This window comes from Sphingomonas sp. ERG5 (genome assembly GCF_000803065.1).
Lineage (GTDB): Bacteria > Pseudomonadota > Alphaproteobacteria > Sphingomonadales > Sphingomonadaceae > Sphingomonas.
In genome coordinates this window covers 162,501-186,252 of record NZ_JSXI01000001.1, presented here as the reverse complement: position 1 = coordinate 186,252, position 23,752 = coordinate 162,501, and the positions used below count along the sequence as shown (strand labels likewise).

At 64.0% G+C, this 23,752-nt stretch carries 21 protein-coding genes; 20 read left to right on the top strand and 1 reads right to left on the bottom strand.

The window, feature by feature from the left end:
* Nucleotides 1-13 precede the first annotated feature (13 nt).
* Nucleotides 14-1,411 carry an aminopeptidase P family protein gene (locus OO12_RS00875; protein ID WP_034156723.1) on the top strand — a complete coding sequence of 466 codons (1,398 nt, stop codon included), beginning with the start codon at nt 14-16 and terminating at the stop codon, nt 1,409-1,411.
* Here the strand turns inward: OO12_RS00875 and OO12_RS00870 are convergent.
* A complete protein-coding gene (locus OO12_RS00870; RefSeq protein ID WP_235364627.1) occupies nt 1,408-2,841 on the bottom strand; it encodes a vWA domain-containing protein in 1,434 nt (477 codons plus the stop codon). The genes OO12_RS00875 and OO12_RS00870 overlap by 4 nt on opposite strands.
* A 277-nt stretch (nt 2,842-3,118) precedes the next feature.
* Here OO12_RS00870 and OO12_RS00865 point away from each other — a divergent pair, with 277 nt between their 5' ends.
* The 19 genes from OO12_RS00865 (at nt 3,119) to ftsZ (ending at nt 23,680) form a co-directional block, all read left to right on the top strand.
* Nucleotides 3,119-3,445, top strand: coding sequence for a DUF962 domain-containing protein (locus OO12_RS00865; RefSeq protein WP_034156722.1), 327 nt, complete (start codon nt 3,119-3,121; stop codon nt 3,443-3,445).
* 105 nt (nt 3,446-3,550) lie between these two features.
* Complete coding sequence (locus OO12_RS00860; protein WP_034156721.1) at nt 3,551-4,543, top strand: cysteine synthase A; 993 nt, start codon at nt 3,551-3,553, stop codon at nt 4,541-4,543.
* 56 nt (nt 4,544-4,599) lie between these two features.
* Complete coding sequence (locus OO12_RS00855; protein WP_235364626.1) at nt 4,600-4,908, top strand: hypothetical protein; 309 nt, start codon at nt 4,600-4,602, stop codon at nt 4,906-4,908.
* Between the two features lie 362 nt (nt 4,909-5,270).
* Nucleotides 5,271-5,765: a division/cell wall cluster transcriptional repressor MraZ gene (locus tag OO12_RS00850; protein WP_034156719.1), complete on the top strand. Its 495-nt coding sequence runs from the start codon at nt 5,271-5,273 to the stop codon at nt 5,763-5,765.
* A gap of 8 nt (nt 5,766-5,773) precedes the next feature.
* Entirely contained in the window at nt 5,774-6,733 is a 960-nt protein-coding gene (gene rsmH / locus OO12_RS00845) for a 16S rRNA (cytosine(1402)-N(4))-methyltransferase RsmH (protein WP_034156718.1), read from the top strand.
* Nucleotides 6,734-6,735: 2 nt separating this feature from the next.
* Nucleotides 6,736-7,335: a hypothetical protein gene (locus OO12_RS00840; protein WP_034156717.1), complete on the top strand. Its 600-nt coding sequence runs from the start codon at nt 6,736-6,738 to the stop codon at nt 7,333-7,335.
* Complete coding sequence (locus OO12_RS00835; RefSeq protein WP_034156716.1) at nt 7,332-9,065, top strand: peptidoglycan D,D-transpeptidase FtsI family protein; 1,734 nt, start codon at nt 7,332-7,334, stop codon at nt 9,063-9,065. Before OO12_RS00840 ends, OO12_RS00835 begins: the two co-directional genes overlap by 4 nt.
* Nucleotides 9,062-10,477, top strand: a complete 1,416-nt coding sequence (locus OO12_RS00830; protein ID WP_034156715.1) for a UDP-N-acetylmuramoyl-L-alanyl-D-glutamate--2,6-diaminopimelate ligase — start codon at nt 9,062-9,064, stop codon at nt 10,475-10,477. Before OO12_RS00835 ends, OO12_RS00830 begins: the two co-directional genes overlap by 4 nt.
* Nucleotides 10,474-11,871, top strand: coding sequence for a UDP-N-acetylmuramoyl-tripeptide--D-alanyl-D-alanine ligase (locus OO12_RS00825; RefSeq protein WP_034156714.1), 1,398 nt, complete (start codon nt 10,474-10,476; stop codon nt 11,869-11,871). The genes OO12_RS00830 and OO12_RS00825 overlap by 4 nt, the downstream gene beginning before the upstream one ends.
* Nucleotides 11,871-12,941 carry a phospho-N-acetylmuramoyl-pentapeptide-transferase gene (mraY, locus tag OO12_RS00820; protein WP_034156713.1) on the top strand — a complete coding sequence of 357 codons (1,071 nt, stop codon included), beginning with the start codon at nt 11,871-11,873 and terminating at the stop codon, nt 12,939-12,941. Before OO12_RS00825 ends, mraY begins: the two co-directional genes overlap by 1 nt.
* Nucleotides 12,938-14,221: a UDP-N-acetylmuramoyl-L-alanine--D-glutamate ligase gene (gene murD, locus OO12_RS00815; RefSeq protein ID WP_034156712.1), complete on the top strand. Its 1,284-nt coding sequence runs from the start codon at nt 12,938-12,940 to the stop codon at nt 14,219-14,221. Before mraY ends, murD begins: the two co-directional genes overlap by 4 nt.
* Nucleotides 14,218-15,438: an FtsW/RodA/SpoVE family cell cycle protein gene (locus OO12_RS00810; RefSeq protein WP_034156711.1), complete on the top strand. Its 1,221-nt coding sequence runs from the start codon at nt 14,218-14,220 to the stop codon at nt 15,436-15,438. Before murD ends, OO12_RS00810 begins: the two co-directional genes overlap by 4 nt.
* Nucleotides 15,435-16,595, top strand: a complete 1,161-nt coding sequence (gene murG, locus OO12_RS00805) for an undecaprenyldiphospho-muramoylpentapeptide beta-N-acetylglucosaminyltransferase (protein ID WP_034156710.1) — start codon at nt 15,435-15,437, stop codon at nt 16,593-16,595. Before OO12_RS00810 ends, murG begins: the two co-directional genes overlap by 4 nt.
* Entirely contained in the window at nt 16,592-17,995 is a 1,404-nt protein-coding gene (gene murC / locus OO12_RS00800) for a UDP-N-acetylmuramate--L-alanine ligase (protein ID WP_034156709.1), read from the top strand. Before murG ends, murC begins: the two co-directional genes overlap by 4 nt.
* A 49-nt stretch (nt 17,996-18,044) precedes the next feature.
* Entirely contained in the window at nt 18,045-18,944 is a 900-nt protein-coding gene (gene murB / locus OO12_RS00795) for a UDP-N-acetylmuramate dehydrogenase (protein WP_034156708.1), read from the top strand.
* Nucleotides 18,941-19,873, top strand: a complete 933-nt coding sequence (locus OO12_RS00790; RefSeq protein ID WP_268747905.1) for a D-alanine--D-alanine ligase — start codon at nt 18,941-18,943, stop codon at nt 19,871-19,873. Before murB ends, OO12_RS00790 begins: the two co-directional genes overlap by 4 nt.
* Nucleotides 19,873-20,829, top strand: coding sequence for a cell division protein FtsQ/DivIB (locus OO12_RS00785; protein ID WP_034156707.1), 957 nt, complete (start codon nt 19,873-19,875; stop codon nt 20,827-20,829). Before OO12_RS00790 ends, OO12_RS00785 begins: the two co-directional genes overlap by 1 nt.
* Before the next feature lie 7 nt (nt 20,830-20,836).
* On the top strand, nt 20,837-22,099 hold the full coding sequence (gene ftsA / locus OO12_RS00780) for a cell division protein FtsA (protein ID WP_034156706.1): 1,263 nt from the start codon (nt 20,837-20,839) through the stop codon (nt 22,097-22,099).
* A gap of 111 nt (nt 22,100-22,210) precedes the next feature.
* The gene (gene ftsZ, locus OO12_RS00775; protein ID WP_034156705.1) at nt 22,211-23,680 is read left to right on the top strand and encodes a cell division protein FtsZ; all 1,470 of its coding nucleotides are present in this window, start codon (nt 22,211-22,213) and stop codon (nt 23,678-23,680) included.
* Nucleotides 23,681-23,752 lie beyond the last annotated feature (72 nt).

Sequence of the window (23,752 nt, the reverse complement as noted above, 5' to 3'; positions counted from 1 at the left end):
CAACGGAGCTATCATGTTCGATCCTTCCATCTATCGGGAGCGGCGTCGTGTACTGATGACGGCGCTGCCCGGCGCGCTGATCCTGTTCCTCGGCAATGACGAGGCGCCGATGGATTTCCGCGCCAACGTCTATCCGTTCCGGCAGGATGGCTGTTTCCGCTATTATTTCGGTCTCGATCGACCGGCACTGGCCGGATTGATCGATGCGGATAGCGGCGAGGCATGGCTGTTCGGTGACGATCCCGGCATCGATGCGACGATCTGGCTCGGGGCGGTCGAGCCGCTGGCTTCATTGGCGCAGCGAGTTGCCGTGGCACGGACCGGCACGCGCGGGGATTTGGCCGATCGATTGTCGCGCGCGGTCACTAAAGGGCGACCGGTGCTCTATCCGCCGCCCTATCGCGCCGACACGCTGGCAACGCTTGCCGGATTGCTTGGCCGCACCGGTGCGGCGGTCCTCGCCGAGAGCCATGGCGCGCTGATCGGCGCGGTCATCGCGCAGCGCGAAATCAAGGCGCCGGAAGAAATTGCCGAGATGGAGGCGGCGCTCGTCGTGACGCGCGAGATGCATCATGCCGCGATGGCGCTGACGCGCCCGGGCGTGCGCGAACATCACGTGATGGGACGTGTCGAGGGACTCGCGCGGGCCGCCGACTTGCGCCTGACCTATCAGCCGATCTTCTCCGGCCGCGGCGAGATCCTCCACAATCTTCGTTATGACCGTACATTGTCGGCCGGCGAGCTCGTCGTTCACGATGCCGGAGTATCGAGTGGCGGCGGTTATGCGAGCGACATCACGCGGACCATTCCCGTCACGGGCCGGTTCGATCCGCTGCAGCGCGTCCTGTACGACGCCGTGCTGCGTGCGCAGCTCCAGGCGATCGCCGCCTCCCGGGTAGGCGCGCGTTTCCTCGATATCCATCTCGATGCCGCGCGCGTGCTCGCCGAGGCATTGCACGATCTTGGCTTGTTCAAGGGCGACGTCGATGCCATCGTCGCGACCGGTGCCTATGCCCTGTGTTTCCAATGTGGGCTTGGCCATCAAATCGGGCTCGACGTGCATGATCTGGAGGCGCTGGGCGAAGATCATGTCGGTTACGATGCCGAGACGCGACGCAGCGAGCAATTCGGCCTGAAAAGCCTGCGGCTCGGCAAGAGGCTGAAGGCAGGCATGACGCTCACGGTCGAGCCCGGCCTGTATTTCATTCCACAGCTGATCGCCTTGTGGCGCAGCGAAGGCCGCCACGCCGGGATGATCGACTATGACCGCTTCGAGGAACTCGCGAGCTTTGGCGGCATCCGGATCGAGGATGATATCCTGGTGACCGCCGAAGGTGGCCAGGTGCTCGGACCTCCGATCGACAAGACGCCCGAGCAGGTGGAAGAGAGAATGGCCTCGCAGTTGATCTAGTCGACCAGTTGCGCCGTCTTTACCGGCGCCTTGGTCTCGGCCAGTTCGGTCAGCTTGATGAATTCCTGCCGCCAATAACCGTCCGGGCTGCCCGCCATCCGGCGGATGTCAGCGAAGCTCGTATCCCCAAGCCGGGTGTCGCCGCGCAGCTTCTGACCGAAGGCGGCAACCGCGGTGACGAAGGCCATGTCGCCGCGTGGGGCGGGGGCGCCCGCCAGCAAGGTTGCGGCGACCGGCCGCTCGATCAGCCGCGACGTGTCGCCATCGGGCAATTTGTAACGCAGCCGGACAAAGGCGAGTTCGCCGTCCTGTTTGCCCGTCGCGACGCGCTTGTTTTCGGCATAGCGGCGTTCGGATGACCAGCCCTTCGATCCAGTGGGCACCACTTCGTACAAGGCCGTTACTTGATGACCGGCGCCGATCTCCCCGGCATCGACCTTGTCATTGTCGAAATCCTGTTCGGCGAGCGCGCGGTTCTCATAGCCGATCAGGCGGTACTGGCTGATATACGCCGGGTTGAACTCGACCTGGATCTTCACGTCCTTGGCGATGGTGAACAGGGTTGAGGAGAGTTCCTCCGACAATACTTTCTTCGCCTCCATCGCGCTGTCGATATAGGCGTAATTGCCATTGCCGAGATCGGCCATAGATTCCATCAGCGCGTCGTTGAAATTGCCCTGGCCGAAACCGAGCGTGGTCAGGGTGATGCCGTCGTCGCGGTTGCTGGTGATCAATTTCTCAAGCTGCTTCTGGTCGGTCACGCCGACATTGAAGTCGCCATCGGTGGCGATCAGGATACGATTGACCCCGCCCTTGATGAAATTGGCGCGCGCGGTGGCGTAAGCGAGTTCGATGCCTTCGCCGCCGGCAGTCGATCCGCCTGCACTCAGCTGGCGGAGCGCGGCCTTGATCTCGGACGGGTCGCTGGTCGGGTCGAGTACGACACCTGCGGCACCGGCGTAGACCACGATGCCGACCTTGTCTTGCGGCTGGAGGTTGTCGGCGAGCATCGACAATGCGGTCTTCACCAAAGGCAGCTTGTCGGCATCCTCCATCGACCCCGATACGTCGATCAGGAAAACGAGATTGGCGGCCGGGCGCTGCGCATAGCTGAGATCGTAGCCGCGCAGACCGATGCGCAAAAGCCGCGTGTCCGAATTCCACGGCGTCCGCGCGACATCGGTCGTGACGCTGAAAGGCTGGGACCGGTCGGCGGGCAAGGGATAATCATAGCGGAAATAATTGACCATTTCCTCGGTTCGGACTGCGTCCTGCGGCGGCAACTGACCCTGGGTGAGGAAGCGGCGGACATTGGCATAGGCGCCGGTGTCGACATCGACCGCGAAGGTCGAGACGGGCGTGTCGGCAACCAGATGGACAGGCGAAATTGCGTTGGGTTTGTATTTTTCGCTGCTCGCATCGACGGCCATAGCAGGCTCCTCGACATCGAGCATGTCTCTGGACTCATAGCGTTGCGATGATTGTGAGGTTGGACTGCACCCCGACAACAGGGCCGCACATCCCGCGACTGACACAAGCGACTTGTAGAGCATCCCTAAATCCTCTCGCCACAATTGAGCCTTATTTCTGCCTGGTTTGTGACACGACATTTCTGAGGGCGCAAGTGATTTAATATCACATGGGAGGGGATTGGTTTTGGCCGCGGTACGGGATTGCATCGCGGCGCGACATGGCTAGCCTGTGACGATGACCGACAAGATCAGAACCTATGGAGAATTCTGGCCCTTCTATCTGCGCGAGCATGCGAAGAGGGAGACGCGGCGGCTGCATTATATCGGCACGACGCTGACTTTTCTGTTCCTGGCCATCGCGCTGGTAAAGGGCGGATGGTGGTGGGTGTTGGTGCCGCTCGCCGGTTATGGCTTTGCCTGGGTCGCGCATTTCACGGTCGAGAAGAACCGGCCGGCAACCTTCACTTATCCGCTCTGGTCGCTGTTCAGCGATTACCGGATGTATTTCCTGTGGCTGAGCGGGCGTCTCGGTCCACATCTGCGCGCTGCCGGGGTCGCCTGATCATCTGGTCAGCCGCCTTGGCCAACCGACGCCGATGGTTTCCCTTGCAACGATCCTAGCAGCGCTGCGCTTGCCGATCGGCCATCGTCGCCCCTATCTAGCTGCATGACCACTGCTTCCAATACGCTCGCACTTATCGGCAATACCCCGCTCGTTCGGCTGAACGGCCCGAGCGAAGCCAGTGGCTGCGATATTTTTGGCAAATGCGAATTCGCTAACCCGGGCGCGTCGGTGAAGGATCGCGCGGCACTCTATATCGTCGAGGATGCCGAGGCGCGGGGCCTGATCCAGCCGGGCGGGACGATCGTCGAGGGCACGGCGGGCAATACCGGGATCGGCCTTGCGCTGGTGGCCAATGCCAAGGGCTACAAGACGATCATCGTCATGCCCGAGACGCAAAGCCGCGAGAAGATGGACACGCTGCGCGCGCTCGGTGCCGAACTGGTTTTGGTGCCGGCTGCGCCCTATTCGAACCCGGCGCATTTCGTGCACACGTCGCGTCGGATCGCGGAGGAAACGCCCAACGCGATCTGGGCCAATCAGTTCGACAATATCGCCAATCGCCGCGCGCATATCGCCGGGACGGCGGAGGAGATCTGGACGCAGATGGATGGCCGGATCGATGGATTCACCTGTGCGGCCGGGACCGGCGGGACGCTGGCCGGGGTCGGGCTGGGCCTGAAAGCCAAGGACGACAGCGTGTGCATCGCGCTGAGTGATCCGCACGGCGCGTCGCTATACGATTATTATGCGCATGGCGAACTCCGATCGGAGGGATCGTCGGTCGCCGAGGGGATCGGGCAGGGGCGGATCACCGCCAACCTGGAAGGCGCGCCGGTCGATACCCAGTTCCGTATTTCCGATGCCGAAGGGATGGAGTGGGTCCGCCGACTGCTCGCCGAAGAGGGATTGTGCCTGGGCCTATCCTCGGGGATCAATGTCGCCGGTGCGGTGCTGCTGGCCAGGCAACTCGGGCCGAGCAAGCGCATCGTGACGATCCTGTGCGACACCGGATTCCGCTATCTGTCGACGCTCTACAATGCCGAATGGCTGAAGGCGAAGGGCTTGCCGGTGCTGCCGTGGCTCGCGACCGATTGAGCCTTGGCATCGACAAGGCGATGTCGATGCGATAGTTTTGTCCCATAAACATGAAAATGGCCGCAAACGAACCAGGACAGACGACGCAGCGCGTGAAGGTCGGCATGATCGGCCTTGCCGCCGTTCTGCTGCTGATCGGCCTTGCCGCGGCGATCTTCAGCACCGCGAGCCGCGAGCGCGCGGTGATGGGCGGCGCCAATCCCGATGTCGTCGCCAATCTGACCATCAACAATGAGGCGGCAGGTGTCGGCGACGGCAGCGAGCCGCTGGCCGATCTGGGCCTGACCCCAAGCACTGCGACCGAAGAGGTCAATGTCGCCGAGATCGCCAATACGGCGGCGGCCAAACCGGCGGCCCGACGGTGAGAGTTTCGGCGATGGCGGCCTGGACGACGATCCGGGCGAGGCCGGATCGGGCCGGGTATTTCGGGGAAATCATGGCTGGCGGCTGGGTGAGGCTGGGGAAATCCCGAGTCGACGCCACCTCATGTGTGAACACACAGAGAACAGATTGTTATGGTTAAGGAAAAATCGCTCAGAATCCCGCCTGGATAGTCAATTCCCCCGGTTTTCCCGCGAATTCCCCTTGAATCCCCGGCGCACCCAAAGTAACCTTCTTTTCTTAGAGGGGCATACTCTTTCGCCTGCGCGAGACAGGGCCACGGGGTCGGTCAACACCGGTTTCGTGGAGCGAAGGATTGTGTCTGCCTCACATGAGGTGGGCTTAAGTGGATCGGATCGACTATCAGGGAGACGGTATCGGGCTTGTCGATGACAAGTGCCGGGTCGCGATCCCCTCGTCGCTCCGTGCAGCGCTCGCCACCAACAGTCCGCGCGCCGACGGCAAGGACGGCGGCACCGTCATCATCGGCGTGCACGAGAGTAGCCCCTGCCTGATCGCTTATGACGAGGGGTATCGCGCTGTCCTGAAGGATCGCGCCGCGCTGCGCGAGGCGGCATACATGGCCGAACACGGCGCGCATAACCCCAATTTCCGCCGTGAGGCATCGCAGGGTGAGCCGGTGCCGTTCGACGGCAGTGGCCGATTCATCATGCCGGCCTTTCCCAAGTTCCACGCCAATATCGATACCAATGCCTTCTTCTATGGCACGTTCGACTGTTTCGAGATCTGGGACCCCAGGACTCTGCTCGAATCCAGCGTCGCCGAAGTGATGAAGTCGTGCGTGCGCTTCCACTGCAAGCAGAAGGGGATCGTGTTGTGACCCCCGAGATGCTCGCTGACGCTCCGCATGTCCCAGTTCTGCTGTCCGAAGTCATCGACGCGCTCGCCATTGCCCCCGGCGAGCGTCATGTCGACGCGACTTTCGGTGCTGGCGGCTATACCCGCGCGATGATCGCGCAAGGTGCGCTGGTCTATGGTTTTGACCGCGACCCCGATGCGATTGCTGCGGGCCGTGCGTTGGAGGTAGAGGCGGACGGTGCGCTGACGCTGGTGCCGGCGACCTTCTCCGCGATGGAGGCCGAGCTCGCCGCGCGCGATGCGGTGCCGGTCGATGGCGTGACGCTGGATATCGGTGTGTCGTCGATGCAGCTCGATCAGGCCGAGCGCGGTTTCTCGTTCCAGACGGACGGGCCGCTCGACATGCGGATGAGTCAGGAAGGCGCCACCGCCGCTGATTTCGTCAACACGGCGGATGAGAGCGACATCGCCGATGTGCTGCATGACTATGGTGACGAGCCCCGCGCGCGCCGGGTCGCGCGCGCGATCGTTGCTGCGCGTCCGATTACACGCACAAGCGAGCTGGCTTATGTCGTGCGTCGGGCGCTGGGCTATAAGCCGCATGACAAGAAGGACCCGGCGACGCGCACCTTCCAGGCGCTTCGCATCGAAGTGAATCGCGAACTGGGCGAGTTGGTCGATGGGCTGGCGGCGGCCGAGCGCGTGCTGAAGCCGGGTGGAATGCTGGCTGTCATCACTTTCCATTCCGGCGAGGATCGGCTGGTCAAGCGCTTCCTGCGCGAGCGCAGCGGATCGATGCCCTCGGGTTCGCGCCATTTGCCGGAAGTTCAGGCCAAGGCGGCCCCGAGTTTTGAAGCCGTTGGCCGCGCGGTGCGTGCCGGCGAGGCCGAGATCGCACGCAACCCGCGTGCGCGATCGGCGACATTGCGGACGGCGCGGCGGACATCCGCCGCTGCCTGGCCGGGTACCGGGTCGAGTAAGGGAGCGTAGCGATGTTGGCAGTTGCATGGAAAGGTCTGGGCTGGTTTCTCGGCAGCGTCGCCGTGACACTTGGGTTCCTGCTGGTACCCTTGCAGGTCGCAGCGGAGCGCAAGAAGCTCGATCGGACAGTGAGCGAAATCACTCAGGCGCAGCGCGATATCCGCGCGCTCGAGACCGAGTTCGAAACCCGCGCCAATATCGCGCAGCTCGAAAAGTGGAATGGTGATACGCTGCGGCTTGGTGCGCCAATCGCGGTGCAGTTCATGCCCAATGAAGCGGCGCTGGCGCAGGTCGACTTCACCCATCCGGCACTGGGCGATGCGAAGGTGCAGATGGCGTCGATCGTTCCATCGCGCGCCGAGGCGATCGCGCCAGCGGTTCTGACGCCGGCGGCCGTGGCCGATGTGCGCCCCATCAACGCCGTCGCGACCAGGGCTGTCGCAACAGCGAGTGTCGAGCCGAGCCTGTCGGGTCCGGTCAGCCAGGTCCATGCCGCACCGGTCAAGCGCGCCAGGCCGCAGGCCGTGGCACTGCTCGATCGCCAGCTGTTGAGCGATTCGATGCTGGGTGACCTGGCCAGCGCTGCCTCGCGGGAGCAGCGGTTGCGGTGAGCGTTCTTGTCGCCCGACCCCTGCCGCAACGGCGCCTGACCGGCCAGCGCCATGCGCTGGTCGCGACGGCGCATATGCGCCTGATGATCCTGATGTTGTTGTTCACCGCGGCGATCGCGGTGATCCTGATCCGGCTGGCGATCTTCGGCCTGTTCGCCGAAGCATCCACGCCGCGCCTCGCGCAGATCGGGCCGGTCTGGGCGCGGGGAGATATTGTCGATCGCAATGGTGAGCCGCTGGCGCGCACGATCGAGGCCTGGGCGATCGGCGTGCATCCCGGCAAGTTGCTCGGCGACAAGCATGAACTTGCCGCGCGCCTCGCCGAACTGATGCCCACGCATGATGCCGGCTGGTTCTATCAACGGCTGATGCTGGGTGTGAACTTCACCTATCTTGAGCATCACGCATCGCCGTCGCTGGTCGAGCAGGTCCATGCGCTGGGCGAGCCGGCGCTGGTGTTCGACAAGGAAGCCGAGCGACTCTATCCGCAAACGACGCTGGCCGCGCATGTGCTCGGCTTTCTCGGTCAGAACCGTAACGACAAGCGCATCATCGAGGGGCAGGGCGGGATCGAGCGCGCGTTCGAGGAGCGGCTGACCGATCCGGTGCAGCGCGGCACGCCGCTGGCGCTGTCGATCGATTATCGCGTGCAAGCGGCGATGGAGAGCGAGCTGGGCGCGGCGATGACCGCGTTCCAGGCCAAGGGTGCGACCGGTGTGGTGCTCGATGTGCATACCGGTGAAATTATCTCGATGGTATCGTTGCCGGTGTTCAATCCGAACAAGGTCGGCGCGGCCAACCGGGATTCGCTACGCAATAACGTGACACAGAGCGTGTATGAGCTGGGGTCGACCTTCAAGCCGATCACCATGGCGGCGGCGATCGAGAGCGGCGTCGTCACCTCGATGGCGAAGCGCTATGACGCGACTCAGCCGCTGCACGTCGGTGGCTTCACCATCCATGACGACCATGCGCAGCGGCGCTTCCTCAATGTGCCCGAGACGCTGATCCATTCGTCGAACATCGTTACCGCACGGATCGCCGACGAAATCGGCAAGGACCGGCTGGCGGGGATGTTCGCCAAAATGGGTTTCGACACCAAGCCGGACATCGAAATCCTCGAAAAGCAGAAGCCGATCTGGCCGAAATATTGGGCGCGGACCACGGTGATGACGACCGGTTATGGCCATGGCATCGCGGTCACGCCGCTGCATCTCGCCAATGCCTATGCGACATTGGTCAATGGCGGCATCTGGCGCCCGACCACGCTGATCCGCGTCGCGCCGGGCAAGGCGCCGACCGGGCGTCGCGTGCTGTCCGAAGCGACGAGTGCGCGGATGCGGCAATTGCTGCGCCTGATCGTGACGCAAGGCACCGGCCGCAAGGGTGAAGCGCCAGGCTATCGGGTCGGTGGCAAGACCGGCACCGCCGAAGTGGCGGGTGCGGGCGGCTATTCGAAAAAAGCCAATGTCTCGACCTTCGCTGCGGCTTTCCCGATGGATGCGCCGCGCTATGTAGTGGTGGCAATGCTCGACTCCCCGATCGGCAATGCCGAATCCTTCGGCCTGACCACCGCCGCCTTCACTGCTGCACCGGTGGTGAGCAAGGTCATTACGCGCACCGGATCGATGCTGGGCGTGATGCCCGACAATGGTCGTGACATTGATGTGTCCGACTTGATGCCATTGCTCTGGCATGCGCCCGGTGGCGATTCGGGGGATCCGGAATGAAACTCGGCGCGCTGACCGGTGGCGGCGAGACCGACACGGTCAGCGGCTTTGCGATCGATCATCGCAAGGTGGCGACCGGCACGATCTTTGGCGCATTCGAGGGTGCGCGAGTCAATGGCGAGGATTTCATTCCGGCGGCGGTGACATCGGGTGCGATCGCGGTGGTCGCGCGGCCCGAGGCGAAGGTAATGGGCGCGGTACATATTGCCGACGCCAATCCGCGCCGCAAATTCGCCGAACTGGCCGCACGCTTCTTCGCACCATTCCCCGCGACCGCGGTCGCTGTGACCGGCACCAACGGCAAGACGTCGACGGTCGAAATGGTGCGGCAATTGTGGCGTATGGCAGGCTTTCATGCCGCGTCGATCGGTACGCTTGGCGTGACCACGGCCGATGACCGTGTCTCGACCGGGCTGACCACGCCGGACATCGTGACTTTCCTGTCCAATGTCGCCGGGCTGGCGCGCGAAGGCGTAAGTCATGTCGCGTTCGAGGCGTCGAGCCACGGGCTGTCGCAATATCGCACCGAAGGACTACCGGTGCGCGCGGCGGCATTCACCAATCTCAGTCGCGATCATCTCGACTATCATGGCACGATGGAAGCATATCTCGACGCCAAGCTGCGGCTGTTCACCGAGGTGCTGGCGGATGACGGTATCGCGGTGATCTGGGCCGACGACCCCAGTGCGGTACGCGTTACCGATGTCGCCAGGGCGCGCGGGATTCGCGTGATCAGTGTCGGAGCGCATGGCGAGACGCTGAAGCTGGTATCGCGCGATCCTACCTTGCTCGGCCAAGGGCTGGTGATCGAGGCCGAGGGCAAAAGCTACAAGATCAATCTGCCGCTGATCGGCGCCTATCAGGTTGCCAATGCACTGACCTCTGCCGGGCTGGTGATCGCGACCGGTGGCGGGGTCGCGGCGACGCTGGCGGCGCTCTCGCGACTGCAGCCGGTGCGTGGGCGGCTCGAGCGGGCAGTCATCGCGCGCTCGGGCGCGCCGGTCTATGTCGATTATGCGCATACGCCTGATGCGCTCGAAGCGGCGATCGCCGCGCTGAAGCCGCATGCCGCGGGACGGCTGATCATCGTGTTTGGGGCAGGTGGCGATCGCGATCAGGGCAAGCGGTCCGCCATGGGGGCAATCGCCGCAGCGATGGCGGACAAGGTGATCGTAACCGACGACAATCCGCGTTCCGAAGACGCGGCGGCGATCCGCGCTATGGTGATGCAAGGCGCGCCGGGGGCGACCGAGATCGGGTCGCGGCGCGATGCAATCGGCGCGGCGATTGCCGATGCCGGGCCGCAAGATATCGTGCTGGTCGCGGGCAAGGGTCATGAGCAGGGCCAGATCGTTGGCGATATGGTGCTGCCGTTCGACGACGTGTCCGTAGCGCGGGAGATGGCGGCGTGAGTCTGTGGACCTCCGCTGAGATCGCTGCGGCTACCGGCGGTGTTGCGTCGGGTGATTTCGCCGCGAACGGGGTCACCTTCGATTCGCGCGAAGTCTGTCCCGGCGATTTGTTCATCGCGCTGTCTGGTGAAGCGACCGACGGCCATAAATTCCTCGATCAGGCCTCCGAGCGGGGAGCGTCGGGTGCGATCGTCGCGCAAGCGACGACGCACCCGCATGCCCCGGGGTTTGCATTGCCGCAGGTTCTGGTTCCCGACACCATGGCCGCGCTGGAAGCGCTTGCTGTCGCATCGCGGGCCCGGAGCAAGGCGCAGATCATCGGCGTGACCGGTTCGGTCGGCAAGACCAGCGCCAAGGAGGCGTTGTTCGCAGCGCTCGATCGCGGCGACCCTGGCGCCGCGCACCGATCGGTCAAAAGCTACAACAATCATACCGGCGTGCCCTTGAGTCTTGCCCGGATGCCGGCCGGCGCGCGCTTTGGTGTGTTCGAGATGGGCATGAACCATGCCGGCGAACTGACGCACCTGACCAGTCTGGTGCGTCCCAATGTCGCGATGGTGACGGCGATCGCGCCCGCGCACACGGCTTTCTTCCCCGATGAATCCGCGATTGCCGATGCCAAGGGCGAGATCTTCGCGCGGCTGGAGCCGGGCGGCACGGCGATCATCCCGTTCGATAGTCCGCATCGCGACCGGCTGATCGCGGCAGCGTTACCGCATGCCGACCGGATCGTTACCTTCGGGCTTGAGGATGGCGCCGATGTACGCGCGATCGAAACGATGCGGACGTCTGCGGGTGGAACCTTCATGACGGCGCGGCTCGGGTTGCGCGAACTGAGCTTCACCATGTCGCAACCCGGCATGCACTGGGTCTCTAACGCGCTCGGCGTGCTGGCGGCGGTGGAGGCGGTCAATGGCGATCTCGCGCTGGCCGGCCTGGCATTGGCCGAGCTTGGCGGCCTGCAGGGACGCGGCGCGCGTTTCATGGCGAAGCTGGCCGATGGCGAAGCGTTGGTGATCGATGAGAGCTACAACGCCAATCCGTCTTCAATGCGTGCGACGCTCGCCGTACTGGGCGCGGAGACTGTATCTCGCAAGATCGCGGTGCTGGGTGAGATGCGTGAGTTGGGCGATGGCAGCGCCGCCTATCATGCCGCGTTGGCCGACCCAATCGACGAAGCGGGCGTCGCTTACGCCGTACTGGTTGGTCCGGAGATGGCACACCTCGCGAACGCGCTTGAGGGTCGCGTGCAATTCGTCCATGTGGCCGATACCGCGGCCGCCCGGACAAGCCTGATGACGATATTGGCGCCGGGCGATGCGGTGCTCATCAAGGGTTCGAACGGCGTGGGGTTGTCGGCATTGGTCGCCAGCCTCGCAAGCGGGACAGCATAATGCTTTATTTCATCGCCGAATATCTTGGCTTCCCCGGGGCTTTGAACCTCATCCGGTATCTGTCGTTCCGCTCCGGCGGCGCGGTGGCAACGGCGCTGCTGATCGGTCTGGTCATCGGGCCGCGCTTCATCGGCTGGCTGCGCGTGCGGCAAGGCAAGGGGCAGCCGATCCGCGCCGACGGGCCGCAAACGCATCTGGCGAAGCGTGGCACGCCGACGATGGGCGGGCTGATGATCCTGACCTCGATGGTGCTATCGATCCTGTTGTGGATGGATTTGAGCAACCCGTTCGTGTGGGCATGCCTGTTCGTCACGCTCGGCTTCGGCGCGATCGGCTTTCTCGACGATTACGACAAGGTGCGCAAAGCCAGCGCGGCGGGCGTTTCCGGGCGGATGCGGCTGCTCGGCGAGTTCGCCATTGCCGGCATCGCCAGCTGGATCATTGTCGGTCAGAACGGCACGCACCTTTATGTGCCGTTCTTCAGCGGCGTGTCGCTCGATCTCGGCTATTTCTACATCGCCTTCGCCGCGTTCACGATCGTTGCGTTCGGCAATGCGGTGAATCTGACCGACGGGCTCGACGGCCTCGCGACCATGCCGGTGATCATCGCCGCAGTCGCGTTCATGATTATCGTCTACCTGGCCGGCAACATCAAATTCGCCACCTATCTCGGTATTCCGCATGTCCCGCGTGCCGGCGACCTGGCGATCTTCTGCGGCGCGATCGTGGGGGCGGGGCTCGCGTTCCTCTGGTTCAATGCGCCGCCAGCGGCGGTGTTCATGGGCGATACGGGCAGCCTTGCGCTTGGCGGCGCACTGGGTGCTATCGCGGTCGTCGCGCATCATGAACTGGTGCTAGGCATCATCGGCGGCCTGTTCGTGGTCGAGGCGCTGAGCGTGATCATCCAGGTGTTCTTCTACAAACGCACCGGGCGGCGCGTGTTCAAGATGGCGCCGATCCATCACCATTTCGAACAATTGGGCTGGAGCGAGCCGACCGTCGTGATCCGCTTCTGGATCATCGCGCTGGTGCTGGCGCTGGCTGGCCTGTCGACGTTGAAGCTGAGGTGATCACCAACCCCGCCTGGCGCGGCAAACGTTTCGCTGTGCTGGGGCTGGCGCGCTCTGGCATTGCGACCGTGCGCGCGCTGGTCGCGAGTGGGACGAGCGTGACGGCATGGGACGCGAAAGAGGAGGCGCGGGCTGCGGTCTCCGGCGCTGAGATCGCGAATCCCGAGGCGATCGACCTGACCGGCTTCGACGGCCTTGTGGTGTCACCGGGCGTGCCGATCAACCGTCACCCGGTCGCCGCGAAGGCGCGCGCGGCGGGTGTACCGATCGTCGGCGATATCGAACTGTTCGCCCAGGCGCGTGCCGGTCTGCCGGCGCACAAGGTCGTCGGGATCACTGGCACCAACGGCAAGTCGACCACCACGGCGCTGATCCATCATATTCTCGAAACCGCAGGTATCCCGGCACGGCTCGGCGGGAATATCGGCAAGCCGATCCTTGGCGAGGAGCCGTTGCCAGAAGGCGGCGTCTATGTGCTTGAATTGTCGAGCTACCAGATCGACCTGACTTTCACCCTCGATTGTGATGTTGCGATCCTGCTCAACATCACGCCCGATCATCTCGACCGCTATGACGGGTTTGCGGGCTATGCCGCTTCCAAGGCACGGTTGTTTGCGATGCAGTCGTCCAATCATGCGGCGATCATCGGTATCGTTGATGCGGCATCGGCCGAGATCGCACATGGCCTGTCGGCGCGCGGCGAGCATTTGACCAAGGTCGCGCCGGGCACGTGCATGGTGCAGTCGGCCTGGCCGGCGCTGCAGGGCCCGCATAACGCGCAGAACGCGCTCGCCGCGATCGCTGCGTGCCGGGTGCTTGGCGTGAAGGAAGCGTTGATCGACCGGGGGCTGGAGAGCTTCAAGGGCTTGCCGCATCGCATGGAACTGGTCGGCACACGCGGCGGCGTGGCGTTCGTCAATGACAGCAAGGCGACCAACCCGGATTCGACAGCGCCTGCGCTGGCGGCGTTCGATCATATTCACTGGATTCTTGGCGGGCAGGCCAAGTCGGACGATCTCGACGCCTGCGCGCCGCATTTCGGACATATCGTGCGTGCCTATACGATCGGCGAGGCCGGACCCCGTTTCGCCGCGCTGCTGGCTGATCGACTGCCGGTTGAACAGAGCGGCACGCTTGGCGCAGCCGTGATCAGTGCGGCGCGCAATGCCGCGTCGGGGGAGACGGTGCTGCTGTCGCCGGCTTGTGCCTCGTTCGACCAGTTTCGCGATTTCGAGGATCGCGGCGAAGCCTTTCGCAAGGCCGTGGAGGCGCTGGCATGACCGATGCGCGCGTGACGCCGCCCAAGGGCGTATGGAGCCGGATGAAGGATCGCGGCGGGCGCGGCGATCGGTCGCCGCTTGGCCTGTGGTTCTGGGATATCGACCGGGTCTTGCTGCTGCTGACGCTGTTGCTGATCGCGATCGGCCTGGTCGCCGTCGGTGCGGCATCGCCATCGGCTGCGCAGCGTTATTCGGATGAGAAGCATCATATCCCGCCGCTTTTCTATCTGTGGTGGCAGCTTGCCTGGGTCGGCGTGTCCCTGCCCGTGCTGTTCGTCGTGTCGATGCTGCCGGTCGCGTTCGCGCGGCGGATGGCGTTGATCGGGACAGTGGTCTGTCTCGCGCTGCTGATGCTGGTGCCGTTCATCGGCATCGAGCGCAACGGCGCGACGCGTTGGCTCGATTTCGGCGTCTCGCTGCTGCAGCCGTCGGAATTCCTCAAGCCCTTCTTCATCGTCACGACCGCCTGGCTGTTATCGCTGCGCGCGCAGGACAGCGACTTGCCGGTGGTGACGATCACCGGAGCACTGACCGCGCTGGTCGCTGTGCTACTGATGTTGCAGCCTGATTTCGGTCAGACCGTGGTGTTCGCTGCGGTCTGGCTCGCGTTGCTGATGATCTCCGGCACGCCGGTCAAAGTGATGGCGACGCTGATCGGCTGCGTTCCCGCCGGCTTGATCGCGGCCTATCTCTTCTATGACACCGCGCGGGTGCGGATCGACGCCTTCCTGTTCCCGGGCGCGGAGGGCGGGTCGGACAATTTTCAGACCAACGCCGCGCACAATGCGATCACGGCGGGTGGCTGGCGCGGTACCGGCCCTGGCGGCGGGACGATGAAGTTTCGCCTGCCGGAAGGGCATACCGACTATATCTTCTCGGTCATTGGCGAGGAATTCGGGCTGGTCGCCTGTGCGGTGATCGCGATCCTGTTCCTGGCCATCGTCGTTCGCGTGTTCGTCAAATTGCTCGACGAGCAGGATGAGTTTCGTTTGTTCGCCGCTGCCGGCCTGGCGACCCAATTCGGGGCACAGGCGTTGATCAGCATGGCGGTCAACACCGGTCTTGCGCCTTCGAAAGGCATGACATTGCCGTTCATCAGCTATGGCGGATCGTCGCTCATCGCCTTGTCGATCGGCATGGGATTGCTGCTTGCCTTTACTCGCCGAAATCCGTTCGTATCGCGGTCACCCTATATCGCACGGTGGAGCGGCGAATGAGTATCACACGGCATTTCGTCCTCGCAGCGGGCGGCACCGGCGGCCATATGGTCCCCGCGGCGTCGTTGGCGGCTGAACTGGGGCGGCGCGGGCATCACGTCTCGCTGATCAGCGATGAGCGAGGGGTGCGGTTTCCGGGCCTGTTCGAAGGCGTGCAGACACATATCCTGCCTGCCGGGCGCTTGACTGGCGGGCCTGTCGGCTGGGCCAAGGCGGCCTCGGCGATGCTCAAGGGGCGCAGCCTGGCGATCGAGCTGTACTGTCATCAGCGCCCTGCCGCAGTGATCGGTTTTGGCGGTTATCCCGCGCTCCCGGCGCTGCTCGCGGCATTCAACCAGGGCATTCCGACCGCGGTGCACGAACAGAATGCCGTGTTGGGTCGGGTCAACCGGCTGGTCGCGGGCAAGGTCAGCGCGATCGCCACCTCCTATGCCGACGTCGAGCGGTTGAAGGATTCGTATCGCGGCAAGACCCATCTGGTCGGCAATCCGGTGCGCGACGCGGTGCTCGCGCTGCGCAGCCAGCCCTATCCCCTGCTTGAGGAGGATGGCATCTTCCGCGTGCTTGTCACAGGCGGCAGCCAGGGCGCGAGCGTGCTGAGTCAGGTCGTGCCCGACGGGCTGTCGCTGCTGCCGGTCAATTTCCGCCGCCGGCTGCAAGTGACGCACCAGGCGCGGATCGAGGATATCGATGCGGCGCGGGCCAAATATGCCGAACTGTCGATCGCGGCCGATCTTGCCACCTATCTGCCCGACATGCCGGAGCAGCTCGCCTGGGCGCATCTGGTGATCGCGCGGGCAGGGGCATCCACCATCGCCGAACTGACCGCTGCCGGACGGCCGGCCATTCTCGTGCCATTGCCCACCGCGACCGACGATCATCAGACCGCCAATGCGCGCGAGATCACCATGGCGGGCGGTGCGCGTACGATCGATCAACGCAGCTTCACCCCCAAGGAACTGGCCAAGCAAATGCAACGATTGGGGCTCGATCCGGCAGCTTTGCAGAATGCGGCGGGACGTGCACGGAGTTGCGGGCGGCCAGATGCGGCGCGCGATCTCGCCGATCTGGTCGAGAGCCTGGATGCGCCGCTCGGCGATATGCCGGTTGGCGAAGCGCGCCCCAAGAAATTCGGCGACAAGGCGGCATTCGCATGAGAGGGGTCGCGACAGATATCGGTACGATCCATTTCGTCGGTATCGGCGGCATCGGCATGTCGGGCATTGCCGAAGTGATGAAGAATCTCGGTTATGCCGTGCAGGGCTCCGACGTGGCGGAAGGCTATGTCGTGCAGGGCCTGCGCGACAAGGGCATCCCTGTGCATATCGGCCATCACGCCGATAATCTTGGTGATGCCGCCGTGGTGGTCACCTCGACCGCGATCAAGCGCGACAATCCCGAGGTTGACGCGGCGCTCGAACGGCGCATTCCGGTGGTACGCCGCGCGGAGATGCTTGCCGAATTGATGCGGCTGAAATCGACCGTTGCGGTGGCGGGCACGCATGGCAAGACCACGACGACCTCGATGGTCGCGGCGCTGCTTGATGCGGGCGGGGTCGATCCGACGGTGATCAATGGCGGCATCATCAACAGTTATGGTTCCAACGCGCGGCTCGGCGCGAGCGACTGGATGGTGGTCGAGGCCGATGAGAGCGACGGCAGTTTCCTGCGCCTCGACGGGACGATCGCGGTCGTCACCAATATCGATCCCGAACATCTCGATCATTATGGCTCGTTCGATGCGGTGAAGGATGCGTTCGTCGATTTCATCGAGAATGTGCCTTTCTATGGCGCGGCTTTGCTGTGCCTCGATCATCCCGAAGTGCAGGCGATTATTCCGCGTGTGCGCGACCGGCGCGTGGTGACTTATGGTTTTGCCGCGCAGTCGGACGTGCGTGCGGTCAACATCACGCCGATTCCCGGCGGCAATCGCTTCGAATGCCTGGTACGCAGCCGCGACGGATCGGTGCGTTCGATCGAGGGAATCGAGATGCCGATGCCCGGCCGGCATAATGTCCAGAATGCGCTCGCGGCAATCGGCGTGGCACTGGAAATGGCCATTCCCGATGAAACGATCCGCACCGGCTTCGCCAAGTTCGGCGGCGTGAAGCGGCGCTTCACCAAAGTTGGTGAAACGGGCGGCGTAACGATCATCGACGATTACGGTCACCATCCGGTCGAAATCCGCGCTGTGCTGGCGGCAGCGCGCGAGGGCGTGCAGAACCGCGTCATCGCGGTGGTGCAGCCGCATCGCTATTCACGGCTCGGCGATTTGATGGAGGAGTTCCAGCAGGCATTCAACGATGCCGACATGGTGCTGGTCGCGCCGGTCTATGCCGCGGGTGAGGCGCCGGTCGAAGGCGTCGACGCCAATGCGCTGGTCGAGGGCCTGAAGCGGCGCGGGCATCGTTCGGCGGCGACGGTTGCGGATGCCGATGCTTTGGCGACAGCGCTGGCGGTGGTGGTGCAGCCGGGCGATATGGTGGTGTGCCTGGGCGCGGGCGACATCACCAAATGGGCAGCGGGCCTGGCCGATGCGATCGAGGCGAAGCGATGAGCTGGTCTCTCTCTCCACCGCTCGAAATGACCGGATCGGGGTCTGTCGCGTGAGCGTCTGCTACGCCCTTCCTCCCTTGCGCGGCACCGCCACGCATGAAGGTAGCCTTGCCGATTTCATCTGGTTCCGGACCGGCGGGCCGGCGGAATGGCTGGTGCGGCCGCAGGATGTGAATGATCTGGCTGCTTTCATGGCTGGATTGGACGACGAGACGCCGGTATTGCCGGTCGGCGTCGGATCGAACCTGATCGTGCGCGATGGCGGCGTCCCCGGCGTGGTGGTGCGGTTGCCCAAGGCGATGGCAAAGGTTTCGGTCGAACCGGGCAACCGGGTTCGCGCAGGGGGCGCGGCAATGGGCATTTCAGTCGCCAGCGGCGCCCGAGATGCGGGGATTGCCGGTCTGGAATTCCTGCGCGGTATACCGGGCACGGTCGGCGGTGCGGTGCGGATGAATGCCGGTGCCTATGGGCGCGATACCAGCGATATCCTGATCGAAGCGACGGTCGTGACGCGCGAGGGATCGGTCGAGGTGTGGCCGGCGGCGAGGCTTGGCTACACCTATCGTCATTCCGACTTGCCCCGAGGGGCGGTGGTGGTCGAAGCCCTGTTCGAAGGCGTTCCCGGCGATTCCAAAATGATCGGTGCGGAAATGGATCGCATCGCGGCAGAACGCGAAGCGTCGCAGCCCTTGCGCTCTCGCACCGGCGGATCGACCTTCAAGAATCCGGACGGTCACAAGGCCTGGGCCCTGATCGATGCGGCGGGATGTCGCGGCCTGACGCGTGGCGATGCGCAAGTCAGTGAAAAGCATTGCAATTTCCTGCTCAATCTCGGTTCGGCGACCAGCGCGGAGATCGAGGCGCTGGGCGAGGAAGTCCGTGCCAAGGTAAAGGCGCAGTCGGGAATCGAACTGGAGTGGGAAATACAGCGCGTGGGGGTGATGTCGTGAGTAAGCTCCATGTCGCGGTGCTGATGGGCGGCTGGTCCGCCGAGCGCGAAGTGTCGCTGATGTCGGGCAGCGGCATTGCCGATGCGCTGGAAAGTCGTGGCCATCGCGTCACGCGGATCGATATGGGTCGCGATGTCGCGGCAAAGCTGGCCGAGGCCGCCCCGGATGTGGTGTTCAACGCGCTGCACGGGACCCCTGGTGAAGACGGCACGGTGCAGGGCATGCTTGACCTGATGGGCCTGAAATACACGCATTCGGGTCTCGTCACATCGGTCATCGCGATCGACAAGGTGCTGACCAAACAGGCGCTGGTGCCACATGGCATTCCGATGCCCGGTGGGCGCATCGTCAAGAGCGCGAGTCTGTATGAAAGTGACCCGCTGGCCCGGCCCTATGTGCTGAAGCCCGTCAATGAAGGGTCCTCGGTTGGTGTCGCGATCGTCACTGACGGCGGCAACTACGGCAACCCGATCGCACCGGGCGCCGTTGGGCCGTGGCAGGAGTTCGACGAGCTGCTAGCCGAGCCGTTCGTGCGTGGGCGCGAACTGACCACGGCGGTGCTGGGTGGCGAGGCACTGGGCGTGACCGAACTGAGGCCGAAGAGCGGCTTCTACGATTATGAATCCAAATATACCGAAGGGCTGACGGAACATATCTGCCCGGCCAATATACCGGACGAGATCGCCGAGGCATGCAAGGCGATCGCGGTCGAATCACACCGGTTGCTCGGGTGCAAGGGCGCGTCGCGGTCGGACTTCCGCTGGGATGACGAACGCGGTGTGGACGGGCTGTTCCTGCTTGAAGTAAACACACAGCCGGGCATGACGCCGCTCAGCTTGGTTCCCGAACAAGCCCGGCATATCGGCATGAGCTATGCCGAGCTGGTGCAGAGAATCGTCGATGACGCACTGGTTGGGGGAGAGGTGTAATGGCCGCCACGCTCAAGCGCGCGCCGGCGCGGCGGCCGGTCCAGAAGCGCAAGCAGCCGCGCCAGTCGATCATCGATCGACTGATCGCTGTCCTGCCGATCTCCGAGGCGACGCTGCACCGGGTCGCCACCTGGTCGATCACCGGCGCGGTGATCGCTGGGTTGGTGACATTCGCCGCCTGGATGGGGATTCCCGGTGCCATTGGCATTGCGGTGGCCGAAGGGGTTGGCCGCGCCGGGTTCCGCGTGCAGCAAATCGAAGTCACCGGGTTGAGCCGGATGGACCGGATGTCCGTCTATGCCGTTGCGCTCGACCAGCAATCGCGCGCCATGCCTTTGGTCAGCCTGGAAGAAGTTCGCGCCAAACTTCTGAAATATGGCTGGATCGAGGACGCGCATGTCTCGCGCCGGCTGCCTGACACGCTGCTGGTGCATATCGTCGAGCGCAAGCCGACGGCAGTGTGGCAGGACAAGGGGCAATTGTCGCTGATCGCGGCGAATGGCGTGTGGCTCGAGCCGGTCAGGGCGGACGCCATGCCCGATTTGCCATTGGTCATCGGGCCGGGTGCAAACGAGCAGGAGGCGGCGTATCAGCAATTGCTCAATGCCGCGCCAGCGCTACGCCCGCTGGTCAAGGCGGCAACCTGGGTCGGCAACCGGCGATGGAACCTGACTTTCGAAAGCGGCGAGACACTACAATTGCCGGAAGGCAATGCCGCGGCCGCGCATGCATTGGTCAAGTTTGCCGAGATGGACGGTGTGCGGCCGTTGCTCAACAAAGGCTGGCTGCGCTTCGACATGCGCGATCCAGCTAAGCTGGTGGCGCGCAAGCCGGGTGAGGAAACGGCACGGGCGATCACCGATCCGAGCGGCGATGACCCGAACGACAAGAGCCGGGCGCCGAAGCCGGCAGTGATCGAAGCGAAGAAACATGTTGGCGTAATGGGGCAGGGGTAAACGGGGTATGGCAAAAGTAACACCAGAGGGGTTGATCACCGCGCTCGATATCGGATCGTCCAAGGTGTCGGCAATGATCGCGCAGAAGGGAGATGGCGGCGAGCTGATCGTGCTTGGCACCGGTCAGCGCGAGAGCCGGGGCGTCAAGCGCGGTTATATCGCCGATGCGGATGCGACCGAGGCAGCGGTGCGCGAAGCGGTCGAGCAGGCCGAGCGGATCGCCGGGGTCAACATCCAGAATGTCTGGGTGAGCTTTTCGGCTGGCGGCCTGGTGTCCGATGTCGCATCGATCGAGTTCGAACTGGGCGGCCACCGGGTCGAACAGTCGGACATCGACGCATTGTTGCAGGCGGGGCGCGAGTCGATCGACCCGGCGGGCCGCATGGTGTTGCATGCGCAGCCCGCGCTCTACACGCTCGACGGGCTGACCGGGGTCAAGAAGCCGCTCGGGCTGCATGCTGACCGGCTTGGCGTACATATCCATGTCGTCGCAGCCGACGGATCACCGGTACGCAATCTTGGCTTGTGCGTGGCCAACGCGCATCTTGAAGTGAAGTCGATCATCGCCTCACCGGTCGCGACGGGCATGGCTTGCTTGTCGGACGATGAGCGCGAACTGGGCGTCGCACTGGTCGAAATGGGCGCGGGGGTGACTAATGTGTCGCTTTACGCTGGCGGGATGCTGGTCGGGCTGACCTCGATCCCGTTCGGCGCGTCGGACATCACCAGCGACATCGCTTCGACCTTCGGCATGACGCCGGCCCAGGCCGAGCGGATGAAGTGCTTCTATGGTTCGGCCAATGCATCGCCGCGTGACAATCACGAAATGATCGAAGTCGCACCCCTCAATGCCGAGGACGATGCGCGTGAGGGCAGTCGGATCACGCGCGCGCAATTGATCGCGGTGATCCGCCAGCGGCTCGATCATCTGATCGGTGAAGTGCAAAAGGCGCTGGTCGACCTGAAATTTTCCGGGCCGGTCGGGCGCCAGGTCGTGCTGACCGGCGGCGGTGCGGAATTGAAGGGTATCGCCGACTATGCGCAACAGGCATTGGGGCGCTCAGTCAGGATCGGTCGCCCGCGCGGGCTGACCGCCTTGCCCGAAGCGCATAGCGGTCCCGCTTTCGCGACTCTGGCGGGCCTGGCTTATTATGCCGCGTCCGACCCGGTCGACCTGCGCGAGTTGTCGAACGGGCATACGACCGTGCATCGGCCCAAGGGTTTTGCGGTGATTCGACGCTTGATCGCGATGGCGCGGGCTAATTATTAAAGAAATACGACACGTGGTATCTTTCGCGCTGGAACGACCGCAAGCGATGGTGCAGAACGAACAAGAGTAAATGGCGCTTCGGGGTTTTTGAAGCGCAGTGGAGACAGGCGCATGAGCATCGAATTTCTTCCGCCCGAAGTTGACGAACTGACGCCGCGCATTGCCGTGATCGGCGTGGGCGGTGCAGGCGGCAACGCGATTGCCAACATGATGCGTGCAGAAGTGCAGGGCGTCGACTTTCTCGTCGCGAACACCGACTCGCAGGCGTTGAAACAGTCCAGCGCACCGCACCGCATTCAGCTCGGGGCGAAGATCACGCAAGGTCTGGGTGCCGGCAGCCGGCCGGAGATCGGGCGCGCCGCGGCCGAGGAGACGATCGACCAGCTCATCAAGACGCTGGAAGGCGCGCATATGTGCTTCATCGCCGCCGGCATGGGCGGCGGCACCGGCACTGGTGCTGCCCCGGTCATCGCCAAGGCGGCGCGCGACATGGGCATCCTGACCGTCGGCGTGGTGACCAAGCCGTTCGCGTTCGAGGGCAATCGCCGCGCCAAGAGCGCCGAGGCGGGCATCGAGGAACTGCAGAAGTACGTTGACACGCTGATCGTCATTCCCAACCAGAACCTGTTCCTGGTGGCTAATGCGAACACCACCTTCAAGGAGGCGTTCCAGATGGCGGACGAGGTGCTGCAGCAGGGCGTGCGCGGCATCACCGACCTGATGGTCATGCCCGGCCTTATCAACCTCGATTTCGCTGACGTCCGTTCCGTGATGCAGGAAATGGGCAAGGCGATGATGGGCACCGGCGAAGCGTCGGGCGACAATCGCGCGATCGAGGCGGCGTCGAAGGCGATCGCCAACCCGCTGCTCGATGGCGTGAGCATGAAGGGCGCCAAGGGCGTCATCGTATCGATTACCGGTGGCGACGATATGCGCCTGCTCGAAGTCGATGAAGCCGCGAACCATATTCGCGAACTGGTTGATGAGGATGCGAACATCATCTGGGGTTCGGCGTTCAATCCCGATCTAGAAGGTCGGATTCGCGTGTCGGTCGTCGCGACCGGCATCGAGGCGAGCGCGCGGCCGGTGGAAGCCGCTGCACCCGCATCGCGCGCTTTTACCTTCACGGCGCCGAAAAAAGCCGAAGAGCCGGTGGCCGCCGAACCTGTCGTAGCGGAAACGCCGGTCGAGGAACCCGTTGCCGACTCGCTTGCTTCCGATACCGACGAACTGGTGCTGGGTAGCGAAACCGAAGTGGTCGATCTCGACAACCCGGTCGAAGTGCCACCGGTCCAGGTGTTCGGTGACGAGCCTGCGATCGATGCTGCTCCGGCCAAGGACGTTGGTGTGGCGACCGATGGCGGCGCGCGCCGTCGCTGGTTGTCGCCCGGCACGCCGCCGGCCGAAGAAGCCGCTGCGGACGAGCCGGCGCCCCCGCCGCCTGCACCGCGCGTCAAGCTCGGTGGAACATTGTTCGAGCGCATGTCGGGCGCCTCGCGCGGCGCGGCGCGGGAAGAAGAGCCGACCGACAAGGATCCGCTCGACATTCCGCGTTTCCTGCATCGCCAGAATAATCAGTAACTTGTTCTTGCCCGAGCGCCATCTGCGCGCGGGAAACGACCGCGAGGCCACCGACGCTGCCGGTTTACCGCC

Coding starts and splice junctions, on each gene's coding strand:
- OO12_RS00875 (WP_034156723.1), top strand. CDS start 14: ATGTTCGATCCTTCCATCTATCGGGAGCGGCGTCGTGTACTGATGACG.
- OO12_RS00870 (WP_235364627.1), bottom strand. CDS start 2,841: ATGGCCGTCGATGCGAGCAGCGAAAAATACAAACCCAACGCAATTTCG.
- OO12_RS00865 (WP_034156722.1), top strand. CDS start 3,119: ATGACCGACAAGATCAGAACCTATGGAGAATTCTGGCCCTTCTATCTG.
- OO12_RS00860 (WP_034156721.1), top strand. CDS start 3,551: ATGACCACTGCTTCCAATACGCTCGCACTTATCGGCAATACCCCGCTC.
- OO12_RS00855 (WP_235364626.1), top strand. CDS start 4,600: ATGGCCGCAAACGAACCAGGACAGACGACGCAGCGCGTGAAGGTCGGC.
- rsmH (WP_034156718.1), top strand. CDS start 5,774: ATGCTCGCTGACGCTCCGCATGTCCCAGTTCTGCTGTCCGAAGTCATC.
- OO12_RS00840 (WP_034156717.1), top strand. CDS start 6,736: ATGTTGGCAGTTGCATGGAAAGGTCTGGGCTGGTTTCTCGGCAGCGTC.
- OO12_RS00830 (WP_034156715.1), top strand. CDS start 9,062: ATGAAACTCGGCGCGCTGACCGGTGGCGGCGAGACCGACACGGTCAGC.
- mraY (WP_034156713.1), top strand. CDS start 11,871: ATGCTTTATTTCATCGCCGAATATCTTGGCTTCCCCGGGGCTTTGAAC.
- OO12_RS00810 (WP_034156711.1), top strand. CDS start 14,218: ATGACCGATGCGCGCGTGACGCCGCCCAAGGGCGTATGGAGCCGGATG.
- murG (WP_034156710.1), top strand. CDS start 15,435: ATGAGTATCACACGGCATTTCGTCCTCGCAGCGGGCGGCACCGGCGGC.
- murC (WP_034156709.1), top strand. CDS start 16,592: ATGAGAGGGGTCGCGACAGATATCGGTACGATCCATTTCGTCGGTATC.
- OO12_RS00785 (WP_034156707.1), top strand. CDS start 19,873: ATGGCCGCCACGCTCAAGCGCGCGCCGGCGCGGCGGCCGGTCCAGAAG.
- ftsA (WP_034156706.1), top strand. CDS start 20,837: ATGGCAAAAGTAACACCAGAGGGGTTGATCACCGCGCTCGATATCGGA.
- ftsZ (WP_034156705.1), top strand. CDS start 22,211: ATGAGCATCGAATTTCTTCCGCCCGAAGTTGACGAACTGACGCCGCGC.